Below are 23,446 nucleotides of genomic sequence, written 5' to 3'. Positions count from 1 at the left end.
ATCAGCGTCCCAGCGCTTCGCGCTGCTTCGCGATCAGTTCGGCGATGCCGACTTCCGCCAGCGAGGTCAGCGCATCGAGCTCTTCGCGACGGAACGCGTGGCCTTCGGCGGTGCCCTGCAATTCGATGAAGCCGCCGCCATCGTTCATCACGACGTTCATGTCGGTGTCGCAGGCGCTGTCCTCGGCGTAATCCAGATCCAGCACCGGCACGCCGCGATAGATGCCGACGGACACCGCCGCGACCGCGCCGAAGATCGGATCGCGCGCGATCTCGCGGCGCTTGAGCAGCCACTGCACCGCATCGACCAGTGCGACGTAGGCGCCGGTGATGGCAGCGGTGCGCGTGCCGCCGTCGGCCTGCAGGACGTCGCAATCCAGGGTGATGGTACGTTCGCCCAGCACCTTGCGATCGATGCAGGCGCGCAGCGAACGGCCGATCAGGCGCTGGATTTCCAGCGTGCGTCCGCCCTGCTTGCCGCGCGCGGCCTCGCGGTCGGAGCGCGAATGCGTGGCGCGCGGGAGCATGCCGTACTCCGCCGTGACCCAGCCTTCACCCTTGCCGCGCAGGAACGGCGGCGCCTTGTTCTCCACGCTCGCGGTGCACAGCACGCGGGTTTCGCCGAAGCTCACCAGCACCGAACCCTCGGCGTGGCGGGTGTAGCCGCGTTCGATGCGGACCTCGCGCATCTGCGCGGGCGCGCGGCCGCTGGGGCGCGCGACGGAGGCCGGGAGGCCGGCGGAAGGGGCGACGGGCGTGCCGGACATGGCCTGAATACCTTGGTTTATACCGTTCGGGGGCGCGCGAGTTTACCATTCGCTCCCGGTCGGCCCGCCCGCCGACGTTGGATGTGCCGAATGATCCGCAGCATGACCGCCTTCGCCAGCGGCGAACGCTCCACGCCCTGGGGCACGCTCGGTTGCGAGCTGCGCTCGGTCAACCACCGCTTCCTCGAACTCGGCGTGCGCCTGCCCGACGAGCTGCGCGCGCTGGAACCGGCGCTGCGGGAGCGCGTCGCCGGTCGCGTGGCGCGCGGCAAGATCGACCTGACCCTGCGACTGCGTGCGCCGGAAGGCGAGGGCGCATTGCAGCTCAACGTCTCGCGCCTGCGCGAGTTGAGCGAGCTCGCGCTGGACCTCGACGCGCGCTTCCCGCGCCTGCGCACCGAGCTGACCGAACTGCTGCAGTTCCCCGGCGTCCTGCAGGCGCAGGCGGCCGATCCGGCGGAGCTCCAGGCGCAGGCGTTGTCGCTGCTGGACGAGGTGCTCGACGAATTCGTCCGCGCCCGCGAACGCGAGGGCGGCAAGCTCGCCACGGTGATTTCCGAACGCGTCGACGGCATCGCCTCGCTCGCCTCGAAGGTGCGCGCGATGATGCCGCAGATCCGCGCTGGCCAGCGCACCAAGCTGGAAACGCGCCTGGCCGACCTCGCCCAGCCGCTCGACAACGGCCGCCTGGAGCAGGAACTGGTGATGTGGCTGCAGAAGCTCGACGTGGACGAGGAACTCGACCGCCTCGACGCCCACGTCGCCGAAGCGCGCCGCGTGCTCAAGCTGAAGGAAGCCGTCGGTCGCCGCCTCGACTTCCTGCTGCAGGAATTCAACCGCGAAGCGAACACGCTCGGCTCCAAGTCGGTGGACGCGCGCAGCTCGGCGGCGGCCGTCGAGCTGAAGGTGCTGATCGACCAGGTGCGTGAGCAGATACAGAACATCGAGTAGCCGTGATTGGTGATTCGTGATTCGTGATTCGCGCAGAGCCGAAAGCGCGCCACGATTTCCGAATTCTTGGCCGGTACCGCTCGCTCCGCTTTTTCGAATCACGAATCACGAATCACCAATCACGAATCCCGACCCAATGCGCGGAACCCTCTTCATCGTCGCGGCCCCCTCGGGCGCCGGAAAATCCAGCATCGTCAACGCCGTGCTGGCGCGCGATCCGAACATCTGCCTGTCGATCTCGTTCACCTCGCGCAAGCCGCGGCCGGGCGAGCGGCACGCCGAGCACTACCATTTCGTCAGCAAGGAAGCGTTCGAGGCGATGGTCGCCGCCGGCGACTTCTTCGAGCATGCGCTCGTGCACGGCGACTGGAAGGGCTCGGCGCGCCAGTCGGTGGAGCCGCAGCTGGCGTCCGGCAAGGACGTGCTGCTGGAGATCGACTGGCAGGGCGCGCGCCAGGTGCGCGAGAAGGTGCCCGATGCGGTGAGCGTGTTCATCCTGCCGCCGTCGCGCCAGGCGCTGGAGCAGCGCATGCGCAACCGCGGCCAGGACACCGAGGAGGTCATCGCCCAGCGCCTGGCCGCCGCCCGCGAGGAGATGTCGCACTACGGCGAGTTCGACTTCGTGATCGTCAACGAGGACTTCGAGACCGCCGTGACCGAGATGTGCTCGATCTTCATCGCCAGCCGCGTCCGCAAGGACCAGCAGGTAGCCCGCCACGCCCGGCTGATCACGGCCCTGCTGGCGGACGATCCCGGCGCCTGAGCCCCCAGGCGAGGGTCCGCGGGGGGGGGGAACGCCCTGCAGTGGCGCGCCGGCCGTCCATAAGCCACTGATTCATATAGACCGGCTTGCCTGTGGACAACTCCCCCGCTAAACTTCGCGGTCCCATCTAGTCGCATGACGGCCCGCCGGCCGCCAGGAGCCCCATGGCCCGCATCACCGTTGAAGATTGCCTGGAAGTGGTCAACAACCGCTTCGAACTCGTCATGATGGCCGCCAAGCGCGCGCGCCAGCTCGCCAATGGCGTGGATCCGCAGCTGGACAACAGCGAAGCCAACGACAAGCCGACCGTGCTGGCGCTGCGTGAGATCGCCGCGCGCCGCATCGACACCGACTACATCGATGCCGTCGAGAAGGCCGAGCGCGAGCGCAAGGAGCGCGAGGCGCTGGAGTGGGCCGCCGCCGAAGTGGTCGCCGACGACGACCTGTCCAAGGGCGACGACTGAGTCCGATGCCCGCCGCGGCCGGTGCTCCGGCCCGCCGCATGAACGGCCCCGCTCTGGCGGGGCCGTTTTCGTTTGTGTCCGTTCACCACGGCCGTCACGAGTTTCGGGCGTTATGAGGTCCGTTTCCACGCGGCCAGCGCAGGCCGGCACCGGGGAATCGCGTGTCGCCCGCCTTGAATCTTCGTACAGTCATCGACGCGGCCTATCCATTGCATGATTCCGTTCGCATTGCGTGCCCGCGGGACCGCGCTTAGATTCCTCCCATGACCCCCGCAAACCCCGCGCCGACCGCCCCGCTTGCGGTGCCGCCCGTTCACGACGCGGCCGACGCCCCCGACTACGTGCGTGAACTGGAGCAGGCGGCCGACTACCTCCCCGACGACCAGCGCGCCCAGCTGCGCCGGGCGTGGGCGGTAGGCGCGGCCGCGCACGTCGGGCAGACGCGCAAGTCGGGCGAGCCGTACATCACCCACCCGGTCGCCGTCGCGAAGGTGCTGGCCGACCAGGGCCTGGACGTCGAGACGCTGATCGCGGCGATCCTGCACGACACCATCGAGGACACGCCGCTCACCTACGACGGCCTGGTGAGCGAGTTCGGCGAAACCGTGGCCGAACTGGTCGATGGCGTCACCAAGCTGGACAAGATCCAGTTCCGCGATCGCCAGGAAGCCGCGGCGGAGAGCTTCCGCAAGATGCTGCTGGCGATGTCGCGCGACCTGCGCGTGATCCTGATCAAGCTCGCCGACCGCCTGCACAACATGCGCACGCTCGGCGCGCAGAGCATGGAAGCGCGCCATCGCATCGCGCGCGAGACGCTGGAGATCTACGCGCCCATCGCGCAGCGACTCGGCATGAACCTGATCAAGGCCGAACTGCAGGACCTCGGCTTCCGCGCGCTGCATCCGTGGCGCCATGCGGTGATCGAAAAGCGCCTTCGCACGCAGCCGGTCGTGCGGCGCGAATCGCTGGTGCAGATCGAGGCGCAGCTCGCGCAGCGTCTGGCGAAGGAAAAACTCGCGCACCGGCTCGTCAGCCGGGTGAAATCGCCGTGGAGCATCTACACCAAGATGCGCGCCGAGCACAAAACCTTCGCGCAGGTGATGGACGTGTTCGGTTTCCGCATCGTCGTGCGCACGGTGCCGGACTGTTACCACGCGCTCGGCGTCGTGCATGCCGCGTACAAACCGCTGGATTCGCGCTTCCGCGACTTCATCGCCATTCCCAAGGCCAACGGTTACCAGTCGCTGCACACGGTGCTCTTCGGCCCGTACGGCTCGCCAATCGAAGTGCAGATCCGCACCGAGGAAATGGACCTCATCGCCGAACGCGGCATCGCCGCGCACTGGTCGTACAAGCACGGCGGCGACGGTCCGAACAGCGCGCAGAGTCGCGCGCACAGCTGGATCGCCAACCTCGTCGAATCGCAGCGCGCCACCGGTTCGTCGCTGGAATTCCTGGAGAACGTGAAGGTCGACCTCTTCCCCGACGAGGTCTACCTGTTCACGCCCAAGGGCGACATCATGGCGCTGCCGCGCAATTCCACCGCGCTGGATTTCGCCTACGCCGTGCACACCGACGTGGGCAACCGCGCGGTCGCCGCGCGCGTGGACGGCCGCCTGGTGCCGCTGCGCACCAAGCTCGCGAGCGGCCAGCGCGTGGAGATCATCACCGCCAAATCCTCCACGCCGAAGCCGCAATGGCTGGAATTCGTGGTCTCCGGCAAGGCGCGCACGTCGATCCGCCAGCAGCTCAAGCAGCTCGAACACGAAGATGCGGTGCAGCTGGGCCATCGCATGCTCGATCGCGCGCTGGAAGCGCTCGGCATCTCGCTCGACCGCGTGCCTGCCGTACGCATGGATGCATATCTCAACGAATTCCGCTATCCGCGCCTGGAAGCGCTGCTGGCCGACATCGCCCTGGGCAACCGCATGCCGCAGCAGGTCGCGATGGCGCTCGCGCGCGAGGCGCCCGGCAAGCCGTTGCGCGAACCGGGCAGCGGCATGCTGCCGATGTCGCAGGACAAGATCCTGATCACCGGCGCCGAGCGCGGGGTCATCAGTTTCGCCAACTGCTGCCTGCCGATTCCGGGCGACGAGATCATGGGCTACCACACCGCCGGCAAGGGCATCGTGGTGCATCGCCTGGATTGCCCGAACGTCGCCGATTACCGCAAGTCGCCCGACCGCTGGGTGCCGATCGGCTGGGACCGCCAGGTGGCCGGCGACTTCGCCGCGGCGCTGCGCATCGAAGTGGACAATCGTCCGGGCTCGCTCGCGCAGGTCGCCGCCGCGATCGCCGAGGCCGAATCGAACATCGATCGCGTCGAGTACCTGGAGCGCGACGCGAACATCGCGGTGATGCGCTTCGCGATCGAGGTGAGCGACCGCCGCCATCTCGCCGACGTGATGCGGCGCGTGCGGCGGCTCAACGTGGTGCTGGGCGTGCAGCGGATCTGAGGGCCGGGTTTCGGGACTGAGATTCGCAGGAACGCCGCCGCCGTGCGAGTTCTGTTCTAATCCCGGATCTCCCATCCCGAAAGAACAGGCCCATGTCCCGACAGATCATCCAGACCGACAAGGCACCGGCCGCGATCGGCCCGTATTCGCAGGCCGTGCGCGCCGGCGACACCGTCTACCTGTCCGGCCAGATCCCGCTCGATCCCAGCACCGGCCTGCTCGTGGAAGGCGACATCACCGCGCAGGCGCGCCGTTCGTTCGAGAACCTCAAGGCGGTGTGCGAAGCCGCCGGCGGATCGCTCGGCGACATCGTGCGCCTGGGGCTGTACCTCACCGATCTGGACAACTTCGCCGCGGTGAACGCGGTGATGAGCGAGTTCTTCAAGGCGCCGTATCCGGCGCGCTCCACCGTCGAAGTCGCCGGCCTGCCGCGCGGCGCGCGCTTCGAGGTGGATGCGGTGATGGTGCTGGACTGATCGTCCGCGCAACGCATCGCGTTTGTAGCCCGGGTAAGCGAAGCGCACCCGGGTTCTCTCTCGCCGTCATCCCGGGCGCGCTCCGCTTACCCGGGCTGCAACGGCAATAAGGGCATCAATGGCGAAACGCTCGCCGCGCCCACACGGCGAGCAACGCCAGCGCGATGGCCGAGATGGCCGGAGCCCGCAACACCAGCCACGATCCGAGCGGCACGAGGATGACGTCGCCCTCGTAATTCCGCACCGGGATGAAGTCGGGGATCAGGTCGATCGGACTCAGCGCATACGCCGCGACGGCGAGCGCGAGCAGGCGTGGAAACCATGGCGTGCGTGGATGCGTGCGGCGAACCCCAACGACGAGCGTCTGCCGCTTCATGGCGCGAGCCCAATCGCGCAGGCGCGACAGGTGCTCGATCAGCCACCGCCAGCTGCGGTGTGTTCGACGGCGCCCGCGTCCTGCTTTTCGCTCACGCGCATCTCGCGCGGCGCCACGCCCGTCCATCGCTTGAACGCGCGGCGGAACTCGCGCGCGTCCTTGAACCCCACCGCCGCGCCGACGTGCGCGATGCTCAGTCGCGCATCGGCGAGCAGCGCGCGCGCCGATTCGCTGCGCACGCGATCGTGCAGTTCGCTGAAGCTGGTGTGCGCGGCATGCAGCTGGCGGCGCAGCGTGCGTTCGGTGAGATGCAGCTCGGCGGCGATCTCGACCTCACGCGGGTTGTCGGCGATGCGCTGGCGCAGCAGGCGCTCCACGACCGCAACGATCTCGCTGCGCGGCTGCCCGGCGGGCATCTGTTCCTCGCACAGCGCGATGATCTGCTGCGCGCTCGCGGTGTTGTTCGCCGGCATCGCCGCCTGCAGCCAGCGCGGGTCGATGACCACGCGGTTGCGCGGCGATTCGAAGCGCACCTCGCACGCGAACACGTGCACGTAGTCGGCCGCGTAGGGCGGCGGCGGATAGGTCAGTTCGAGCACGCGCGGGCGGAATTCCGCGCCGAGCAGGCCGCGGCACAGCATCAGCGAACTGGCGAACAGTTCCTCGCACAGGAACGGTTCCAGCTCCGGTTCCTCCGACGGCATGCGCGCGACGACGCCCATCGCGCCGTCGTCGTATTCGTCCAGTTCCAGCTGCATCATCGCGCCGGTGATCGGCGCGTAGCGGATGCCCAGCTGCAGGGCCTGCGCGAACTTCGGCGCGGTCAGCATCGCGAGCCCGAGCAGGCCGAAATGGCCGATGCCCTGACGCTGCCCAAGCACGAGTCCCGGCCCCGCGACCGGCAGGCTGCGGGTGGCGCGGCGGATGATCTGGCACGCCTGCCGGTAGGAGAGATAGACCGGCGTTTCGCCGTCGAACGCGGCCGGTCCGAGCCGCAACCCCGAGAACCAGCCGTCGCATGCCACGCCATGCTCGCGCGCCATCGCGACCAGGCCGGCGACGATGCCGCTCTTGATCGTGGCGGTGCTCAATCGGGGATCGTCGCGGTGCTGGCTCGGCATACGCTGGCGTAGCTTGTCCGGTTTTCCCCCCTGAGTATGCCGGCTTTGCCCTCCACCGGGATCGCCGGATGGTCACAGACTTCCAAGGGGACCGGGGGGAGGGCCACGCCGCAGGGTCGGCGTGGCCCGGTTTTCCCGGCGGATCATTCGCGGCGGGGTGTCGCCGCAGGACAGGACGGGAGTCGGATGAAGCGCATCGTGCTCGGCGTGGCGGTCACCGTGGGACTGGCGGCGCTCGCCGCCTGCCAGCAGCAACCGGCCGCGCCCGCGGCCAGCACCGACTACCAGAAGGTGCTGATCGAACGCCTGCTGGACGCCAAGCCCGGCGACGTCATCGAGATCCCCGCCGGCCGCCACGCGTTCGATCGTAGCCTGACGCTGCGCGTGAACGGCGTGACCATCCGCGGTGCGGGCATGGACAAGACGGTCCTCAGCTTCAAGGACCAGAAGGCCGGTGCCGAAGGGCTGCTCGTCAACGCGGGCGATTTCACCCTGGAGAACCTCGCCATCGAGGATACGAAGGGCGACGGCCTGAAGATCAACGAAGGCGCCAACATCACCATCCGCGGCGTGCGCGTGGAATGGACGGGCGGGCCGAAGACCAGCAACGGCGCGTACGGCATCTACCCGGTGCAGACGAGCAACGTGCTGATCGAGGATTCGGTGGCGATCGGCGCCTCGGACGCGGGCATCTACGTCGGCCAGTCGAAGAACGTCGTGGTGCGCCGCAACCGCGCCGAGCGCAACGTGGCCGGCATCGAGATCGAGAACACCATCGGCGCCGACGTCTACGAGAACACCGCCACGCAGAACACCGGCGGCATCCTCGTGTTCAACATGCCGAACCTGCCGCAGCCGGGCCACACGACGCGCGTCTACAAGAACAGGGTGTTCGAGAACAACACCGGCAACTTCGCCGCGAAGGGCGCGGCGGTGGCGAGCGTGCCGGCCGGTTCGGGCATCGTCATCAATTCCAACGACAAGGTCGAGATCTTCGACAACGACATCGCCGACAACCAGACGGCGAACGTGATCGTGTCGAGCTACTACTCCACCGGCTACATGACCGACAAGGGCGTGGCGAAGAGCTTCGATCCGTATCCGGAGGAAATCGCCATCCACGGCAACCGCTTCAAGGGCGGTGGCGACAGGCCGGATGGTCTCGACCTGAAGGCGCTGAAGGTGGCGATGTTCGGCTTGAACGGACGCCTGCCCGACGTGTTGTGGGACGGCTACGTCAACACGCAGCGTGCCGGCGGCGCGCAGGTGTGCATCGACAACGGCGAAGCGCAGACGCTCAACGCCGACGGCCCGAACAAGTACAAGAACCCGAGCGTAGTCACCGACAAGGTGCGGTGCACACTGCCGCCGCTGCCGGTGGTGACCCTGCCCGGCGATACCGCGGCGACGACCGCGAAGGCGGCTCCGTCGGCATGAAGCGGTTCGTGATCTGCGCGGCGATGATCACCGCCGCGATGTTCCTCTCCGGTTGCAGGCGCAGCGAAGCCCCGGTGATGTTCCATGCGCAGGGCCAGCCGGAAACGCTCGGCGAATGGCACGTGCTCGCGTCCGACGGCGAGCATCTGCGCCTCAATCCCGGCGTGGAGCCGTATGCGCTGAATACCGCGTTGTTCAGCGATTACGCGCACAAGCTGCGCACGATCTGGATGCCGCCGGGCACGAAGGCGACGTACCACGCGAGCGAGGCCTTCGACTTCCCCGTCGGCACCATCATCACCAAGACGTTCTACTACCCGCGCGCGAAGGACGACGCAGTGCTGCGCGTGGCCGAAAACGCGGACGAAACGCGCGATGGCCTGGACCTGGCGAACGTGCGCCTGATCGAAACGCGCCTGCTGGTGCGCCGCGAAACCGGCTGGGTCGCGCTGCCGTACGTGTGGAACGCCGAGCAGACCGAGGCGACGCTCGCGCGCGCCGGCGACACCGTGCCGCTGGTGATGCACAAGCCCGATGGAAGCGCAAAGGAATCGTTCGCCTACCAGGTGCCCGACGAGAACCAGTGCGCCGGTTGCCACTCCACCAACAACACCACGCGCGAGCTGCACCCGATCGGCCCGAAGGCGCGGCATCTCAATCGCGACGATCCGTGGTATCCGGGACAGAACCAGCTCGCGCGGATGGCCTCGCTGGGCCGCCTGCAGGGATTGCCCGCCGACGGCGTGCCGCACAACGCGCGCTTCGACGATGCGGGCGCGTCGATCGAAAGCCGCGCCCGTGCGTACCTCGACGTGAACTGCGGCCACTGCCACAGCCAGGTCGGCCCGGCCGACACCTCGGGTCTATGGCTCGATGCCGGCACCAACGAACCGCGCCAGCTCGGCCTGTGCAAACCGCCGGTCGCGGCGGGGCAGGGTACGGGCGACCACCTGTTCGACATCGTGCCCGGCAAGCCGGAGGACTCGATCCTGCTCTACCGCATGAGCAGCCTCGATCCCGGCGCGATGATGCCCGAGGTCGGGCGCGCCACCGTGCACGAGGAAGGCGTCGCCGTGGTCCGCGACTGGATCGCCGCTTGGCTGGGCAACTGCACCAGCGAAGGCGAGCACGTCGCGATGAGGTAAGGTGCGATCGTCGCGCGGGCAGGGGCCGCGCGGCGCGGTGTTCAACGTCAGCCGCCACAATTCGAAAGCCATTGGGAGGGGAGTTCCGATGTCGCCACGCAAGAGCAGGCTCGCGCTCGGTCTGGGCCGCGCGCTGTTTGGATGTATCGTCGTCGCGGCCTCGCCGCTGGCCTTCGCGCAGACCGCGCCCGACCGGCCGGATGCGACCGAACTGGACACCATCACCGTCACCGCGCAGAGCCGCGAGCAGGAACTGCTCGACGTGCCGATCGCGCTGCAGGTCGTCACCGAACAGCTGATCGACGACGTCGCCGCCGAAGACCTCGGCGACATCGACAGCTTCGTGCCGGGCCTGCGCGTGAACAGCCTGCAGCCGACGCAGCCGAGCTTCCAGCTGCGCGGCATCGAAACCGACGACTTCGGCATCGGCACCGATCCGGCGGTCGGCGTGTACGTCGATGGCGTCTACGCCGGACGCGGCGGCGGCGTGCTGCTGCCGTTCACCGACGTGCAGCGCATCGAAGTGCTGAAGGGTCCGCAGGGCACGCTGTTCGGCCGCAACACCGCGGCGGGCGCGATCTCGATCATCACGCACCGTCCAGATACCGACGGTAACCACGCGCGCGGCAAGCTGCGCCTGGGCAACGACAACAAGACCTACTTCGAAGGCATGGCGAACGTCGCCGTGAGCGACACGTCCGCGTTCCGCTTCAACGGCATCTTCAACCATTCCGATGGCTGGGTGCGCGATGCGGCGACCGGCGAGGACCTCGCGCCGGAGAACAACTGGGCCACGCGCGCCGCGTTCCAGACGCGCTTCGGCGACAACACGCGCGCATGGATTTCGTGGGACCACGAAAGCCTCGACCAGCGCGGACAGGCGACCACCGGCGTGGTGCCGATTCCCGCGCTGCCGGCGTTGCCGACGGCGCCCGCGGATCCGGATTCGTTCCTCGATCCGGAGCGCCAGCCGTACATGACCGATGCGCCGGATGCGGAAACGCGCACCTTCGACGGCGCGACGCTGATCGTGGACCACAACTTCGGCGGCTTCAGCCTGACCTCCACCAGCGCGTGGCACCAGTACGACTCGCTCAACCGCGTCGAGGAAGACGGAACGAACCTGAGCTACCTCTACGTCGATTCGACCAACACCGAGAGCAACGAGAACTTCTACCAGGAGTTCAAGTTCGCCGGTTCCACCGACCGCATAGACTGGGTCGCGGGCCTGAGCTACTTCCAGGAAGAGGCCGACCAGACCAGCGAGGTCAACGCGCTCACCGATTCGGTCGACACCATCGCCAACAACCTCGGCCTCGCGCCGGGTGGCCTGTATGGGCCGCTGACGATGGCGGCGAACATGTTCGGCATCCCGGTGGACCTCACCGGCCTGCCGTGGAACGAGAAGTTCGTCAACACGCTCGACACCAAGGCCTACGCCGCGTTCGGTGACGTGATCTGGCACGTCAACGATCGCCTGAACCTCACCTTCGGCCTGCGCTACACGCGCGACGAGAAGGACTTCAGCTGGTTCAACGACGTGCGCAGCGCGCCGGAACTCGACGCGCAGCTGGCGCTGCTCGACCAGATCGGTTTCCTCGACGCGGTCGGCGTTCCGCTGGAAATGCTCATGTTCGACATCGCCTTCATCGATCCGCCGGCGGTGATGAACAAGGGCGTGCTCAATCGCGCGAAGAAGTCCTGGGACGACTGGAGCCCGCGCTTCGTCGTCGATTACCACTTCACCGACGACCTGATGGGCTTCGCCTCGCTCGCCAAGGGCTACAAGGCCGGCGGCTTCAACGCGCTGCAGATCGGCAGCGAGTTCGAGAACGAGGACGTGTGGAACTTCGAGACCGGCATCAAGCACGCGCTGCCGGATTACCGGCTCGCGTACAACGTGTCGGCGTTCTACTACGTCTACGACAACCGCCAGGCCGTCACGCTGGACATGACGACGGAGATTCCGCGCTTCGTCGTGAACACCTCCGACCAGGAAGCGTACGGCGTCGACTTCGACCTGCGCTGGCAGGCGACGCAGGGCCTGGGTTTCGACTTCAACGCCGAGTACCTGGATTCGACCTACAAGACCTACGTCAACCCGCAGGGCGTGGACCTGGGCGGCCAGCCGACCGGCGCGCCGGAGTGGTCGTTCGCGGTCGGCGCGAACTACGTGTGGCGCCTGGCGGACGCCGGCGACGTGCGCGCGGCCGCGCGTTACTCGTACGTGGGCGAATGCCGCAGCAACGACGAGTCGGTGTCGGTGCTGGGCTGTGGCCGCTTCGGCCAGGCGGAGGCGGGCGAGGCGCAGGAGATCCTCGATGCGCGCATCGGCTGGACCTCGGCCAGCGGGCATTGGGGCATCGCCGTGTACGGCAACAACCTGCTCGACAACCAGTACGTGAACTCCTTCGGCACCTACGGCATGACCGTGCTGGGCACCGTGGGCGCCCGGATGACGCAGCCGCGTACGTATGGCGTGGAGTTCACGGCGGATTTCTGATCTTGGTTGGAAAGCGCCTCCTTCTCCGCGGATGCAGGGAAGGTTGGAAGGCTCCCCACGCAATACTCCCTCCCCTGCGGAAGCAGGGGAGGATTGGGGAGGCGTGAAGCAGCGCCCGTTGCGTCCGGTTGGAGCGCGTCGCCCCCGGGTGCGCTTCGCTTACCCGGGCCACCAACGCCCGGCGATGCGTTAGGACGATGCGGCACTGCGCGGCATTCCTGCCCGGTCCCGCAGCCATCGGACATGGAGCAGGGAGACTTCTCCGACATCGGACCGCTCACTTTCCCTCTTTCTCCCGCGTCACCTTTCACGGCATCCTTTCCGGATGCCGATTCGCAAGGGCGGGGTGTCCGTCGATCTCCAGCAGCAGCCGATCAGCGCCCTGAAGGGTGTCGGGCCGCGCGTGGCCGAGAAGCTCGCCGCGCGCGGGCTCGCCACGTTGCAGGATCTGTGGCTGCAGCTGCCCCGCCAGTACGAGGACCGCACCGCGATCACGCCGATCCGCCTGCTGCAGCCCGGCGTGGCGGCGCAGGTGGAAGGGCGGGTGGAGGCGGTCGAGCGCGGATTCCGCTATCGGCCGATGCTGCGCGTGGCCGTCGGCGACGATTCGCACGGCACGCTGGTGCTGCGGTTCTTCCATTTCCGTGCGGCGCAGGTGGCGCAGTTCCAGGTCGGCGCGCGCGTGCGCTGCTACGGCACGCCGCGGCCGGGGCAGCACGGGCTGGAGATCGTCCACCCGAGCTACCGGATGATCGACGAGGCCGGCGACGACGCGCTTGGCACCAGCCTGGACCCGGTGTACCCGGCGATCGAGGGACTCGGCCCCGTATCCCTGCGACGCTTGATCGGCCAGGCCCTCGACCGCCTGCCCGACGAGGCCGCGCTCGAACTGCTGCCGCGTGAACTGCGCGACGGCCTGCCCTCGTTGCGCGAAGCACTGCTGACGGTGCATCGCCCGCCGCAGGATGCCGACGTCGCCTCGCTGCTCGCCGGCCGGCATCCCGCGCAGCGGCGGCTCGCGATCGAGGAACTGCTCGCGCATCACCTCAGCCTGCGTCGCCAGCGCATCGCGCAACAGGCGCACGCGGCGCCGGTGCTGCGCAAGACCGCGCTCGCCGACAAGTTGCGCAAGCGGTTGCCGTTCGCGCTGACCGGCGCGCAGCAGCGCGTGTTCGAGCAGATCCGTGCTGATCTCGGCAAGCCGCATCCGATGCTGCGTCTGGTGCAGGGCGACGTCGGCAGCGGCAAGACCGTGGTCGCCGCGCTCGCCGCGATGTGCGCCGTCGAGGCCGGCCAACAGGCCGCGCTGATGGCGCCGACGGAGTTGCTCGCCGAGCAGCACCTCCACAACCTGCGCGGCTGGCTCGAGCCGCTGGGCGTGCGCGTCGCGTGGCTCGCCGGCAAGGTCACCGGCAAGGCGCGCGCGAAGGTGCTGGAAGACGTCGCATCCGGACAGGCGCAGGTCGTCGTCGGCACGCACGCGCTGATGCAGGAGGGCGTGGCCTTCCACGACCTCGCGCTGGCCATCGTCGACGAACAGCATCGCTTCGGCGTGCACCAGCGCCTGGCCCTGCGCGACAAGGGCAGCGGCGGCAGTGGCAATGGCGATGCGATCGTCCCGCACCAGCTGGTGATGACCGCCACGCCCATTCCGCGCACGCTGGCGATGGCCGCGTACGCGGACCTCGATGTCTCCGCCATCGACGAACTTCCGCCCGGCCGTACGCCGGTGCAGACGGTGGCGCTGAGCGCCGAACGCCGTCCGGAACTCGTCGAACGCATCCGCAAGGCCTGCGCCGAGGGCCGGCAGGCGTACTGGGTGTGCACGCTGATCGACGACAGCGACGAGGTCGTCGCGCAGGCCGCGCAATCCACGTACGAGGACCTGTGCAAACGCCTGCCCGAAGTACGCATCGGCCTGGTCCACGGCCGCATGAAGGCCGCCGAGAAGCAGGCGACGATGCGCGCGTTCAAGGACGGCGAGATCGGCCTGCTGGTGGCGACGACGGTGATCGAAGTCGGCGTGGACGTACCCAACGCCTCACTGATGATCATCGAGAACGCCGAGCGGCTCGGCCTCGCCCAGCTGCACCAGCTGCGCGGACGCGTGGGGCGCGGCAGCGCGGCGTCCAGCTGCGTGCTGCTCTACCAGGCGCCGCTGTCGCAGATGGCCCGCCAGCGGCTGGAAACCATGCGCGAGACCAACGACGGCTTCGTCATCGCCGAGAAGGACCTGGAACTGCGCGGCCCCGGCGAGCTGCTCGGCACGCGCCAGACCGGCCTCGCGCAGTTCCGCGTCGCCGATCTGTCCCGCGATGCCGACCTGCTCCCGCAGGTGCACGAGATGGGCGAGCGCCTGCTGCGCGAATCGCCGGAACTGGCCGAACGCATCGTCGCCCGCTGGGTGGGCGGTGCGGTGCGGTTCGCGGCGGCATGAGCGCGCTGCCGTACGCCGGAGGGCCGAAGCGTGAAGGCCGGTCCTGCAGCCCGCCGCCCGAAACGGGCATCATGATCCCCCGCCGCCAGCCGCCGAACCGCCGATCGTGATCTCCGCTCCAAACGAACAACCCGTCGGACGGCACGGCTCGCAGCCGTTCATCGCCGCCGACGTCGGCGGCACCCACGCGCGGCTCGGCCTGGTCCACGTCCGGCCCGGCGGCAAGGTCGACGTGCTGGCCTATCACCGCTACGCCTGCGCCGAATTCCCCACGCTCGCCGCGATCGTCGCCGACTTCGCCGCCACGCACGGGGCCGACCGCACCCACGTCGTGGTCGCCATCGCCGGCCGGCTGGAAGGCGACACCCTGATCAACGCCAACCTGCCGTGGCCGGTGTCGCTGGAGCGCACGCGTCGCGAGGCGGGCATCGCGTATCTCGCGCTGCTCAACGATTTCGAAGCCGTGGCCTGCGCGATGCCCTACATCGACGTCGGCGCGATGACCCGCGTCTGCGGCCCGCTGCAGGCCGGCGAAGGCCCGGCGCTGGTGCTCGGACCGGGCACCGGCTTCGGCGCCTCGCTGTGCCTGCCGCGCTCGCTGCAGCAGGGCGTGCCGCTGCGGGTGCTCGCCAGCGAGGCGGGGCACGCCGCGCTCGCGGTCGGCACGGAGCGCGAAATGGCGCTGCTCGCGCGATTGCTCAGGCGCTGGCCGCACGTGGACAACGAGCGCGTGCTCTCCGGCCCGGGCCTGGTGAACACCTACGCCGCGCTGTGCGAGCTCGATGGCATCGCGCCGAAGCTCGACACGCCCGAAGCCGTCGCCGCCGCGGCGCAGGCCGGCAGCGACGCGCAGGCGCTCGAATCGCTGCGCCTGTTCTGCAGCCTGCTCGGCAGCCTGGCCGGCGACCTCGCGGTGACCTTCGGCGCCGATTCGGTGTACCTGGCCGGCGGCATTCCCGCGCAGATCCGTCCGTTCCTGCTCGAAAGCGACTTCGCGCAGCGCTTCCGCAACAAGGGCGTGCTGGGCGAAGTGCTGGCGCGCGTCCCGGTGTGGCTGGTCGATCACGGCCAGCTTGGCCTGATCGGCGCCGCCGCCTGGTATTACGAGCGCCATTCCGGCTTCTGATTCGACGCCGGTTCCGTCCGACCTTCTCCGACACAACGTTACGAAAGTTCCCGATGACCAATCGTCGTCAGTTCCTGCAGGCCTCGCTGTTCGCCGCCGGCGCCGCCATGCTCCCGCACGGCGAAAGCGCGCCTGCGACAGGCCGCGCGCGTGTCGTGTCGACCTGGGATTTCGGCGTCGGCGCGAATGCCGCGGCGTGGCCGGTGCTCGCGCGCGGCGGCAGCGCGCTGGACGCGGTCGAAGCCGGCGCGCGCTGGGCCGAGGCCGACCTGTGCAATCCCACCGTCGGCCGCTGCGGCAATCCCGACCGCGACGGCGTGCTGACGCTCGACGCCAGCATCATGGACGGCGACGGCCGCTGCGGTTCGGTTGCGGCGCTGGAGGACATCGCGCATCCGGTCTCGGTCGCACGCGCGGTGATGGAAAAGACGCCGCACGTGATGCTGGTCGGCGCGGGCGCGCAGCAGTTCGCCATCGCGCAGGGCTTCGAGAAGACGCCGCTGCTCACCGACACGGCGCGCGAAGCGTGGCGCGAATGGCTGAAGGCGTCGAAGTACGCGCCGCAGATCAACGCCGAGCGCCAGACGCGTCCGGGCGACAAGACCAACCACGACACGCTCGGCATCCTCGCGCGCGATGCGAAGGGAAACCTCGCCGGCGCGTGCACGACCAGCGGCATGGCGTGGAAACTGCACGGCCGCGTGGGCGACAGCCCGATCATCGGTGCGGGCCTGTATGTCGACAACGAAGTCGGCGCGGCGACGGCGTCGGGTGTGGGCGAGGAGATGATCCGCAACGCCGCCAGCTTCCTCGTGGTCGAACTGATGCGGCAGGGGCGCTCGCCCGCGGATGCGTGCCGCGAGGCGATCGACCGCGTGGTGCGCAAGCGGCCGGAAGCCAGCAAGACCTTGCAGGTGTGCTTCCTCGCGATGAACAAGGACGGCGACGTCGGCGCGTTCGCGCTGCACAGGGGCTTCGTCTACGCGGTGCAGGACGCCTCGCCCGGTCCGCACGATCGCCTGCATGAATCCGCATCGGTGTATCGCACGGAGCAGACGTGACCTCGTGCGCGACGCTGGAGATCGCGGCGAACTCGCTTGCCTCCGCGCTCGCGGCGCAGGACGGCGGCGCCGATCGCGTCGAGCTGTGCGAGAACCTCGGCGAAGGCGGCTGCACGCCGTCCTACGGCACGCTCGCGATGGCGCGCGAACGCCTGCGTATTCCGCTGTACGTGCTGATCCGTCCGCGCGCGGGCGATTTCGTCTACGACGCGCTCGAACGCGACACGATGCTGCGCGACATCGAACTGTGCGTGCGGCTGGGCTGCGACGGCGTGGTGATCGGCGCGCTCGATGCCGGCGGCGATGTCGATGTCGCACTGTGTCGTGAACTTGTCGACGCGGCGCGTCCGCTCGGCGTGACGTTCCATCGCGCCATCGACGTGGCGCGTGATCCGCAGGCGGCGCTGGACGCGGCGATCGCACTCGGGTGCGAACGCGTGCTCACTTCGGGAGCGCACGCTGCGGCGATCAAGGGCGCCGAGGTGATCGCCTCGCTCGTGCAGCGCGCTGTCGGGCGCATCGGTGTGATGGCCGGCGCGGGCGTCACGCCGGAAAACGTGCGCGATCTCGTGCAGCGCACTGGGGTTCGCGAGGTGCATGCGTCGGCGAAGGTATTGCGCACCTCCGGGATGCGCTCGACTCGCGAACAACCGGGCTTGGCAGCGGAATGGTCGCAATCAAGCGCGGACGTGGTGCGCGCGCTTCGACTTGCGCTGAACGCCTGACGCCCGAACGCTGACAGCACGCCGCAACCACAGCCCCCATAATGGGGCAATGAGAAAAATTCCCCTCCTGATCGACACCGACCCCGGCGTGGACGACGCGCTCGCCCTGCTGATGGCCTTCAACGATGCGCGGCACGAGGTAGTCGGCCTCACCATCGCCGCCGGCAACGTCGGCCTGAAACACACCGTCGCCAATGCGCTCAAGCTGTGCGAAGTGGCCGGCATCGATGCGCCGGTGTTCGCCGGTTGCCCCGGGCCGTTGCTGCATCCCGCGCCGGATGCGGGGTACGTGCACGGCGAGGACGGTTTCGGCGACGTCGGCTACGAGGCCGCGCAGCGCGCCGCCGAACGCGAACACGCCGCGCAGGCGATCCTGCGCCTCTCGCACGAGCACGCGGGAAAGCTGGTGCTCGTCGCGCTCGGTCCGCTGACCAACGTCGCGCTGGCGCTCAAGCTCGATCCGACGTTGCCCGAACGCGTCGGGCGCATCGTGGTGATGGCCGGCGCGGTGACCGGCCACGGCAACATCACGCCGGCGGCGGAATTCAACGTGTACTTCGATCCGGAAGCGGCGCACATCGTGTTCGAAGCGTTCCCGCAGATCGACCTCGCCGACTGGGAAGCGACGCTCGCGCACGGACTGCTGCATGATCGCGTGGTCGAGTGGCTTGCCGTCGATTCGCCGCGCGCCCGCTTCTACGAGCGCATCTCGAAGAAGACGCGCGAATGGTCCGCCGACCGGCGCGGCGAGTACTGGCATTCGGCCGACGCGCTGGCGATGGCGTACGCGCTGGAGCCGGAAGGTGCGACCGAACTCGTGGACCGCCCCGTCGCGGTCGAACTCGGCCATGGGCACGCGCGCGGCATGACGGTCGTGGACTGGAACCGCCAGGACGGCCGGCCGGACCGGTTCAGGATCCTCATGCGCTACGACCAGGCGCGTTTCGAGGGGCTGATCCGTGCAGCGCTGGCGGCCGGTTGAGCGGGGTGTCAGGGTGACTTGCGCAAGGGTGGGGGTGGTCGCTATACTGCCGCGCTTTCCCCGAATCTTTTGGTGAGTGCCATGAAGGCCGGCATCCATCCCGACTATCGCGACGTCATCTTCCAGGACGTCACCACCGATTTTCAGTTCCTGACCCGCTCGACCCTTGGCAGCAAGGAGACGATCAAGTGGGAAGACGGTAACGAGTACCCGCTGATCAAGGTCGATATCAGCTCGGCTTCGCATCCGTTCTACACGGGCAAGCACAAGATCGTCGACACCAGCGGTCGCGTCGACAAGTTCCGCAAGCGCTACGGCGCGCAGAAGTAATCCGCGGTCCGCGCCTTCAAGCGCGACCCACGGGACTTCGCCCGACGACTCGCCGGCCTCGCGGTTGCCCGCGGCGTCCCGGATCGCGATGAAATACCCGACGGCTGCCGAAAGGCGGCCGTCGGCCTTTTCGCGTTTGCGCGCAGGCACCGTGCCGACGGTTCAGTCGGTCGGTTCACAGGGGCGGGCGCCTCAGAGACGCCGATCACGCCGCGCCGGGCGCTCACATCGACTCACGGGTACGAGCGCGCACCCGCGCCGGCCCGATCCGGGACACTGCGCGCCCGACGGCCCGCCAGATCCGGGGACGCACCGCCGTCACTCGTTTCCCACTCCTGCCTTCTCTCACTCCTCGCCTTACGGCATGTGGCCGCTTCCTGCGCCCATTCCCGCGCAAGCCGCCAGACGGCCCGCCGGAACGGCGCGTGCCGTCCCTGCCACCAAAGTCCGGGGGTCAGGGGCCTCGGACGTTGTGCGATAATTCACGGATCGCGGCGTCGATCTGCGCCGTGACCCCCGTCCCCGCTTCGTGCCGCGCCTCCCGGCGGCATGCAGACTTGAGGAGTGTTTCGTGTCCGATTCCAAGAAGTCCGGCTTCGATCAGGTCTCCCTGACCGCCGGCGACAAGACCGTGACCCTGCCGGTCCACCATCCCGTCCTCGGCCAGCCGTGCATCGACATCGGCAAGCTGCCCAAGGAAACCGGCGCCTTCACCTACGACAACGGCTTCACGGCGACCGCCAGCTGCAAGTCGGCCGTGACCTACATCGACGGCGACGCCGGCGTGCTGCTGTACCGCGGCTACCCGATCGAACAGCTGGCCGAGAAGTCGAGCTTCCTCGAAGTCGCGTACCTGCTGATGAACGGCGAACTGCCGGGCAAGGGGGAGTTCGACGCGTTCGAGCACGAGGTCACGCATCACACGATGATGCACGAGGCCTTCCGCACGTTCCTCTACGGCTTCCGCCACGACGCGCATCCGATGGCGATGCTGGTCGGCATGCTCGGCTCGATGGCGAGCTTCTACCACAACGATCTCGACCTGGAAGATCCGGAACAGCGCCGCCTGGCCGCGATCCGCCTGATTGCCAAGGTGCCGACGATCGCCGCCGCCTGCCATCGTTATTCGATCGGCTGGCCGATGCGCTATCCGAAGAACAACCTCGAATACACCACGCGCTTCCTGCACATGATGAAGGAAGTGCCGAGCGAGCCGCTCGAGCTCAACCCGGTCGCCGCCAAGGCGCTGGACCTGCTCTTCATCCTGCACGCCGACCACGAGCAGAACGCATCGACCTCGACCGTGCGCCTGGTCGGTTCCACCGGCGCCAACCCGTACGCGTGCGTCGCCGCCGGCGTCGCCGCGCTGTGGGGACCGGCGCATGGCGGTGCGAACGAAGCCGTGCTGAAGATGCTGGAAGAGATCGGCCGCCCGGAGAACGTCGGTTCCGCCGTCGCCAAGGCGAAGGACAAGGAATCGGGTTTCCGCCTGATGGGCTTCGGCCACCGCGTCTACAAGAACTTCGACCCGCGCGCGAAGATCATCCGCGAGATGACCCACAAGGTGCTCGGCGAGCTCGGCATCAACGATCCGCTGCTCGAAGTGGCCATGAAGCTGGAAGAGGCCGCGCTGAAGGACGAGTACTTCGTGCAGCGCAAGCTCTACCCGAACGTCGACTTCTACTCCGGCATCATCTACAAGGCCCTCGGCATCCCGGTGGAAATGTTCACCGTGATGTTCGCCATCGCGCGTACCGCCGGCTGGGTCTCGCACTGGCTGGAGCAGCAGAACGATCCGGAAAACAAGATCGGCCGTCCGCGCCAGATCTACATCGGCTCGCCGCAGCGCGATTACACCGACCTGGCCAAGCGCTGAGTCCATCGCGCCGGTGGCTCGCGTCACTGCCGACCCTTCGAAGCCGCGGCCCCGCCGCGGCTTCGTCGTTTTCAAGTGGATCATCTACGCGCTGCTCGCCGGCGACGTCGTGCTGTATTCGCTGTATGGCCGACTCACCGAACTGATCGACACCGCCGCATGGCTGGTCCTGCTGATGCTGTTCGAGTGGGAAACCGGCGGCTGGCCGCTCCGCGCGCGCTGGATTCCGGTGCTGCACGGCGTGCGCTTGCTGGCGAGCATCGCGGTCGTCGTCGCGGTGATCGGCTACGCGCTGGAACGCGTGTGGCTGGACTTCTTCAACGAAACCACCTGGCTTGGCGTGATCGCGCTGCTCGAACTGGAAGTGCGCCTGCCGCCCGACGCGGTGCGCCTGCACCGGTTGCGGCGCATGCTCGCCGCCGTGCTGTACCTCGCGCTGGTGGGCTTCCTGCTGACCTGGGCGGCCATGGGATTCGGCGACGAGAACCCGCAGGCCGCGTGGCTCGACACCTGGGACGCGCTGCTGTGGCTGATCGCGTTCGTGGTGATCGAACTCAACGTCTTCGGCGTGCGCGACGCGGGCAGGACCGCACGTCGCGCCGCTCCGGCGCGATGACGCCTCAAGCACGCGCCGGATCGACGACCGGCACGCGATCGGACAAAGCGCTGAGCGCGATGCGGTGGACCATCTCGTCCACCGTCGTCGTGCACGGCGCGAGCACTTCGACGCGATAGCGATCGGCGGAACGCGAGAGGGCGGTATGCGTGACACAGTTCTGCGTCATCATGCCGGCAATGCGCAGGCGCTCGACGCCACGGCGCGCGAGCAGCGCCTCCAGGCCGGTGTCGCGGAAGGAATCGGCGTGATGCTTGACGATCACCGGCGCGTCGGGCGCCACCGCGAAGGCGCGCGGGTGGATCGCCACGCCGTCGGTATCCGGTTCGAAGAACGGCGCGCCCGGCGTGGCGATGTGCTGCACGTGGATCACCATCTCGCCCCGCGCGCGCGCGGCGGCGGTTTCGGCTTCGACGGCGGCGAGCGTCGCGTCCGCGTTCCACAGCGGATAGCGACCGCCGGGGAAATAGTCGTTCTGCAGGTCGATCAGGATCAGGGCGGTGCTCATGGCGCACTCCAGGGGGAAGTGGGTGCAGACTAGGCGGCGGGGCCGCGCGAGGCCATTGCGGATCGAAGGAATCGGGGCCCCCGCGCTTGCGGATTGAAAGAGCGAAGACAACATGGACAAGATCAACCACGAGATCCTCGCGCTGCTGTCGAACGACGCGCGCATGAGCTGGCAGGAACTGGGCCGCCGCGTGCACCTCACCGGGCAGGCGGTCGCCACGCGCGTGCAGCAACTCGTCGACGACGGCGTGATCCGGCGTTTCGGCATCGTGCGCGGCGATCTGCGTCGCCATTTCGTCACGGTGTTCCTCGACGGACCGAATTTCCAGGACGTCGAAACCTTCCTGCGCCAGCATCCGCACGTGGAGAGCGCCAGCAAGACCGCCGGCGAAGGGTGCTATCACGTGGTGCTGGCGTGCACGGACGATGCGGGCCTGGAAGCGTTCACCGAACAGCTGCAGCCGTACGGCCGCTATCGCGTCGCCAGCGAACTGCGGCGCGTGCGGGATGGCCTCTAGCGATCACTCGCCCGTGTAGCCCTGAATCTCTTCCTCGGCGAGCATCTGGCGAAGCTGCATCGCGCTCGCGCGCTTCATCGGCTTTTCGTCCAGGCTCGACAACGGTGCCTGGCGCAGGACGTCCAGCGGCAGCACGGTGAGATCGAACGCGAGGTCCTCGGCGGTGAACACCCACACCGGCACGTCGGCGGCGCGCTCGCGGTCCAGCCGCACGCGACGGCTGCGCGATTCGGCGGGAATGCCGTGCTGTTCGAGGAAACGCGGCGCCGCGTCGGGATCGTCGCTGAACAGGTGCAGCGTGACCGGGCTGCGCGTATCGGCGGTGCCGTCGAGCACCGGGCCGACCAGTCGCGGCTGGAACGCATGGAAGAACTCCATGGCGCGCAACGCCGCTTCACGCCGCTGGCGCAGCGCCGGCACGTTCTCGCGCTGGAACAGGCGCTGGTATTCGCGCAGCGCGTCCTCGATCTCGCGATTCCGCGGCAGCGAGGCATCGTCGAAGATGCCCAGCCTTTCCGCCGCCTTGAGCTTGGCCTGGTGGTAATCGCGAATACCGCCTTCGGCCATCAGCCGCGCGGCTTCGTGGGCGAGGCGATGCCGGCGTTCGCGGGTGCGCGTGAGCGCGTGCTGATGGGCGTGCTGTCGAGCGTGGGGCATGAGGACCTCCGCGGCTGGCACGACGACGGCGGAATTCGCCGCGGCCGGCAGCACCGGCAGAGGCGAAGCTAGCATGTTTCCTGGCGCACGCACGTTACCGTCCGTGGCGTGTCGGTTTCGTGGACGCCGCCGGCCCAGCATGAACGCCCGCCG

Annotated in this window: 22 protein-coding genes; 17 read left to right on the top strand and 5 right to left on the bottom strand. The window is 68.5% G+C overall.

From position 1 onward, the window contains the following. Position 1: 1 nt before the first annotated feature. Complete coding sequence (rph, locus tag AC3ANK_RS15870) at positions 2 to 766, bottom strand: ribonuclease PH (protein ID WP_206861782.1); 765 nt, start codon at positions 764 to 766, stop codon at positions 2 to 4. A 90-nt stretch (positions 767 to 856) separates the two neighbouring features. Here rph and AC3ANK_RS15865 point away from each other — a divergent pair, with 90 nt between their 5' ends. The 5 genes from AC3ANK_RS15865 (at position 857) to AC3ANK_RS15845 (ending at position 5,876) form a co-directional block, all read left to right on the top strand. Continuing rightward, positions 857 to 1,717: a YicC/YloC family endoribonuclease gene (locus AC3ANK_RS15865; protein ID WP_206861781.1), complete on the top strand. Its 861-nt coding sequence runs from the start codon at positions 857 to 859 to the stop codon at positions 1,715 to 1,717. 136 nt (positions 1,718 to 1,853) lie between these two features. Continuing rightward, on the top strand, positions 1,854 to 2,480 hold the full coding sequence (gmk, locus tag AC3ANK_RS15860) for a guanylate kinase (RefSeq protein ID WP_206861780.1): 627 nt from the start codon (positions 1,854 to 1,856) through the stop codon (positions 2,478 to 2,480). A 164-nt stretch (positions 2,481 to 2,644) separates the two neighbouring features. After that, positions 2,645 to 2,944: a DNA-directed RNA polymerase subunit omega gene (gene rpoZ / locus AC3ANK_RS15855; protein WP_115844089.1), complete on the top strand. Its 300-nt coding sequence runs from the start codon at positions 2,645 to 2,647 to the stop codon at positions 2,942 to 2,944. Between the two features lie 263 nt (positions 2,945 to 3,207). After that, positions 3,208 to 5,400, top strand: a complete 2,193-nt coding sequence (locus AC3ANK_RS15850; RefSeq protein WP_206861779.1) for a RelA/SpoT family protein — start codon at positions 3,208 to 3,210, stop codon at positions 5,398 to 5,400. A gap of 92 nt (positions 5,401 to 5,492) precedes the next feature. Further along, positions 5,493 to 5,876 (top strand): RidA family protein, encoded by a 384-nt coding sequence (locus tag AC3ANK_RS15845; protein ID WP_206861778.1) that lies wholly within the window; start codon positions 5,493 to 5,495, stop codon positions 5,874 to 5,876. Between the two features lie 115 nt (positions 5,877 to 5,991). On the opposite strand, the gene AC3ANK_RS15840 is transcribed toward AC3ANK_RS15845, so the two are convergent. Beyond that, complete coding sequence (locus AC3ANK_RS15840) at positions 5,992 to 6,252, bottom strand: DUF1232 domain-containing protein (RefSeq protein ID WP_425492590.1); 261 nt, start codon at positions 6,250 to 6,252, stop codon at positions 5,992 to 5,994. 38 nt (positions 6,253 to 6,290) lie between these two features. After that, positions 6,291 to 7,343, bottom strand: a complete 1,053-nt coding sequence (locus AC3ANK_RS15835) for an AraC family transcriptional regulator (protein WP_206861776.1) — start codon at positions 7,341 to 7,343, stop codon at positions 6,291 to 6,293. Between the two features lie 216 nt (positions 7,344 to 7,559). On the opposite strand from AC3ANK_RS15835, the gene AC3ANK_RS15830 reads away from it, so the two are divergent. From AC3ANK_RS15830 to AC3ANK_RS15780, 11 genes are all read left to right on the top strand, one after another. Further along, the gene (locus AC3ANK_RS15830; RefSeq protein WP_206861775.1) at positions 7,560 to 8,810 is read left to right on the top strand and encodes a parallel beta-helix domain-containing protein; all 1,251 of its coding nucleotides are present in this window, start codon (positions 7,560 to 7,562) and stop codon (positions 8,808 to 8,810) included. Further along, positions 8,807 to 9,955, top strand: coding sequence for an SO2930 family diheme c-type cytochrome (locus AC3ANK_RS15825; protein WP_206861774.1), 1,149 nt, complete (start codon positions 8,807 to 8,809; stop codon positions 9,953 to 9,955). The genes AC3ANK_RS15830 and AC3ANK_RS15825 overlap by 4 nt, the downstream gene beginning before the upstream one ends. An 88-nt stretch (positions 9,956 to 10,043) precedes the next feature. After that, the gene (locus AC3ANK_RS15820; protein ID WP_206861773.1) at positions 10,044 to 12,458 is read left to right on the top strand and encodes a TonB-dependent receptor; all 2,415 of its coding nucleotides are present in this window, start codon (positions 10,044 to 10,046) and stop codon (positions 12,456 to 12,458) included. A gap of 325 nt (positions 12,459 to 12,783) precedes the next feature. After that, entirely contained in the window at positions 12,784 to 14,895 is a 2,112-nt protein-coding gene (gene recG / locus AC3ANK_RS15815; RefSeq protein ID WP_206861772.1) for an ATP-dependent DNA helicase RecG, read from the top strand. 106 nt (positions 14,896 to 15,001) lie between these two features. Then, positions 15,002 to 16,021 carry a glucokinase gene (locus tag AC3ANK_RS15810; protein WP_320415198.1) on the top strand — a complete coding sequence of 340 codons (1,020 nt, stop codon included), beginning with the start codon at positions 15,002 to 15,004 and terminating at the stop codon, positions 16,019 to 16,021. Positions 16,022 to 16,074: 53 nt separating this feature from the next. Next, entirely contained in the window at positions 16,075 to 17,082 is a 1,008-nt protein-coding gene (locus tag AC3ANK_RS15805; protein ID WP_484171523.1) for a glycosylasparaginase, read from the top strand. Then, complete coding sequence (locus AC3ANK_RS15800) at positions 17,079 to 17,807, top strand: copper homeostasis protein CutC (protein ID WP_206861770.1); 729 nt, start codon at positions 17,079 to 17,081, stop codon at positions 17,805 to 17,807. The genes AC3ANK_RS15805 and AC3ANK_RS15800 overlap by 4 nt, the downstream gene beginning before the upstream one ends. Before the next feature lie 49 nt (positions 17,808 to 17,856). Continuing rightward, on the top strand, positions 17,857 to 18,789 hold the full coding sequence (locus AC3ANK_RS15795; RefSeq protein WP_206861769.1) for a nucleoside hydrolase: 933 nt from the start codon (positions 17,857 to 17,859) through the stop codon (positions 18,787 to 18,789). An 81-nt stretch (positions 18,790 to 18,870) separates the two neighbouring features. Further along, positions 18,871 to 19,119 (top strand): type B 50S ribosomal protein L31, encoded by a 249-nt coding sequence (locus AC3ANK_RS15790; RefSeq protein ID WP_206861799.1) that lies wholly within the window; start codon positions 18,871 to 18,873, stop codon positions 19,117 to 19,119. A 571-nt stretch (positions 19,120 to 19,690) separates the two neighbouring features. After that, positions 19,691 to 20,995 carry a citrate synthase gene (locus AC3ANK_RS15785; protein ID WP_206861768.1) on the top strand — a complete coding sequence of 435 codons (1,305 nt, stop codon included), beginning with the start codon at positions 19,691 to 19,693 and terminating at the stop codon, positions 20,993 to 20,995. 13 nt (positions 20,996 to 21,008) lie between these two features. Then, complete coding sequence (locus AC3ANK_RS15780) at positions 21,009 to 21,611, top strand: hypothetical protein (RefSeq protein WP_206861767.1); 603 nt, start codon at positions 21,009 to 21,011, stop codon at positions 21,609 to 21,611. Positions 21,612 to 21,615: 4 nt separating this feature from the next. Here the strand turns inward: AC3ANK_RS15780 and AC3ANK_RS15775 are convergent, their stop codons facing one another. After that, on the bottom strand, positions 21,616 to 22,119 hold the full coding sequence (locus AC3ANK_RS15775; RefSeq protein ID WP_206861766.1) for an isochorismatase family protein: 504 nt from the start codon (positions 22,117 to 22,119) through the stop codon (positions 21,616 to 21,618). A 112-nt stretch (positions 22,120 to 22,231) separates the two neighbouring features. Here AC3ANK_RS15775 and AC3ANK_RS15770 point away from each other — a divergent pair, with 112 nt between their 5' ends. Then, entirely contained in the window at positions 22,232 to 22,636 is a 405-nt protein-coding gene (locus AC3ANK_RS15770) for an Lrp/AsnC family transcriptional regulator (RefSeq protein WP_206861765.1), read from the top strand. Positions 22,637 to 22,639: 3 nt separating this feature from the next. On the opposite strand, the gene AC3ANK_RS15765 is transcribed toward AC3ANK_RS15770, so the two are convergent. After that, positions 22,640 to 23,293, bottom strand: coding sequence for a hypothetical protein (locus tag AC3ANK_RS15765; protein ID WP_206861764.1), 654 nt, complete (start codon positions 23,291 to 23,293; stop codon positions 22,640 to 22,642). Positions 23,294 to 23,446 lie beyond the last annotated feature (153 nt).

Source organism: Lysobacter sp. SCRH-1R, from assembly GCF_057747855.1.
Note: the sequence above shows the minus strand (reverse complement) of the source record. Positions and strands in the feature narration are given on the sequence as shown.

What these genes read in the sequence shown, in the direction of transcription:
- AC3ANK_RS15775 (WP_206861766.1), bottom strand. Translation starts at nt 22,119, where the DNA reads ATGAGCACCGCCCTGATCCTGATCGACCTGCAGAACGACTATTTCCCC.
- AC3ANK_RS15825 (WP_206861774.1), top strand. Translation starts at nt 8,807, where the DNA reads ATGAAGCGGTTCGTGATCTGCGCGGCGATGATCACCGCCGCGATGTTC.
- AC3ANK_RS15770 (WP_206861765.1), top strand. Translation starts at nt 22,232, where the DNA reads ATGGACAAGATCAACCACGAGATCCTCGCGCTGCTGTCGAACGACGCG.
- AC3ANK_RS15765 (WP_206861764.1), bottom strand. Translation starts at nt 23,293, where the DNA reads ATGCCCCACGCTCGACAGCACGCCCATCAGCACGCGCTCACGCGCACC.
- AC3ANK_RS15845 (WP_206861778.1), top strand. Translation starts at nt 5,493, where the DNA reads ATGTCCCGACAGATCATCCAGACCGACAAGGCACCGGCCGCGATCGGC.
- recG (WP_206861772.1), top strand. Translation starts at nt 12,784, where the DNA reads ATGCCGATTCGCAAGGGCGGGGTGTCCGTCGATCTCCAGCAGCAGCCG.
- AC3ANK_RS15820 (WP_206861773.1), top strand. Translation starts at nt 10,044, where the DNA reads ATGTCGCCACGCAAGAGCAGGCTCGCGCTCGGTCTGGGCCGCGCGCTG.
- AC3ANK_RS15805 (WP_484171523.1), top strand. Translation starts at nt 16,075, where the DNA reads ATGACCAATCGTCGTCAGTTCCTGCAGGCCTCGCTGTTCGCCGCCGGC.
- AC3ANK_RS15795 (WP_206861769.1), top strand. Translation starts at nt 17,857, where the DNA reads ATGAGAAAAATTCCCCTCCTGATCGACACCGACCCCGGCGTGGACGAC.
- rpoZ (WP_115844089.1), top strand. Translation starts at nt 2,645, where the DNA reads ATGGCCCGCATCACCGTTGAAGATTGCCTGGAAGTGGTCAACAACCGC.
- AC3ANK_RS15865 (WP_206861781.1), top strand. Translation starts at nt 857, where the DNA reads ATGATCCGCAGCATGACCGCCTTCGCCAGCGGCGAACGCTCCACGCCC.
- rph (WP_206861782.1), bottom strand. Translation starts at nt 766, where the DNA reads ATGTCCGGCACGCCCGTCGCCCCTTCCGCCGGCCTCCCGGCCTCCGTC.
- AC3ANK_RS15840 (WP_425492590.1), bottom strand. Translation starts at nt 6,252, where the DNA reads ATGAAGCGGCAGACGCTCGTCGTTGGGGTTCGCCGCACGCATCCACGC.
- AC3ANK_RS15790 (WP_206861799.1), top strand. Translation starts at nt 18,871, where the DNA reads ATGAAGGCCGGCATCCATCCCGACTATCGCGACGTCATCTTCCAGGAC.
- AC3ANK_RS15850 (WP_206861779.1), top strand. Translation starts at nt 3,208, where the DNA reads ATGACCCCCGCAAACCCCGCGCCGACCGCCCCGCTTGCGGTGCCGCCC.
- gmk (WP_206861780.1), top strand. Translation starts at nt 1,854, where the DNA reads ATGCGCGGAACCCTCTTCATCGTCGCGGCCCCCTCGGGCGCCGGAAAA.
- AC3ANK_RS15830 (WP_206861775.1), top strand. Translation starts at nt 7,560, where the DNA reads ATGAAGCGCATCGTGCTCGGCGTGGCGGTCACCGTGGGACTGGCGGCG.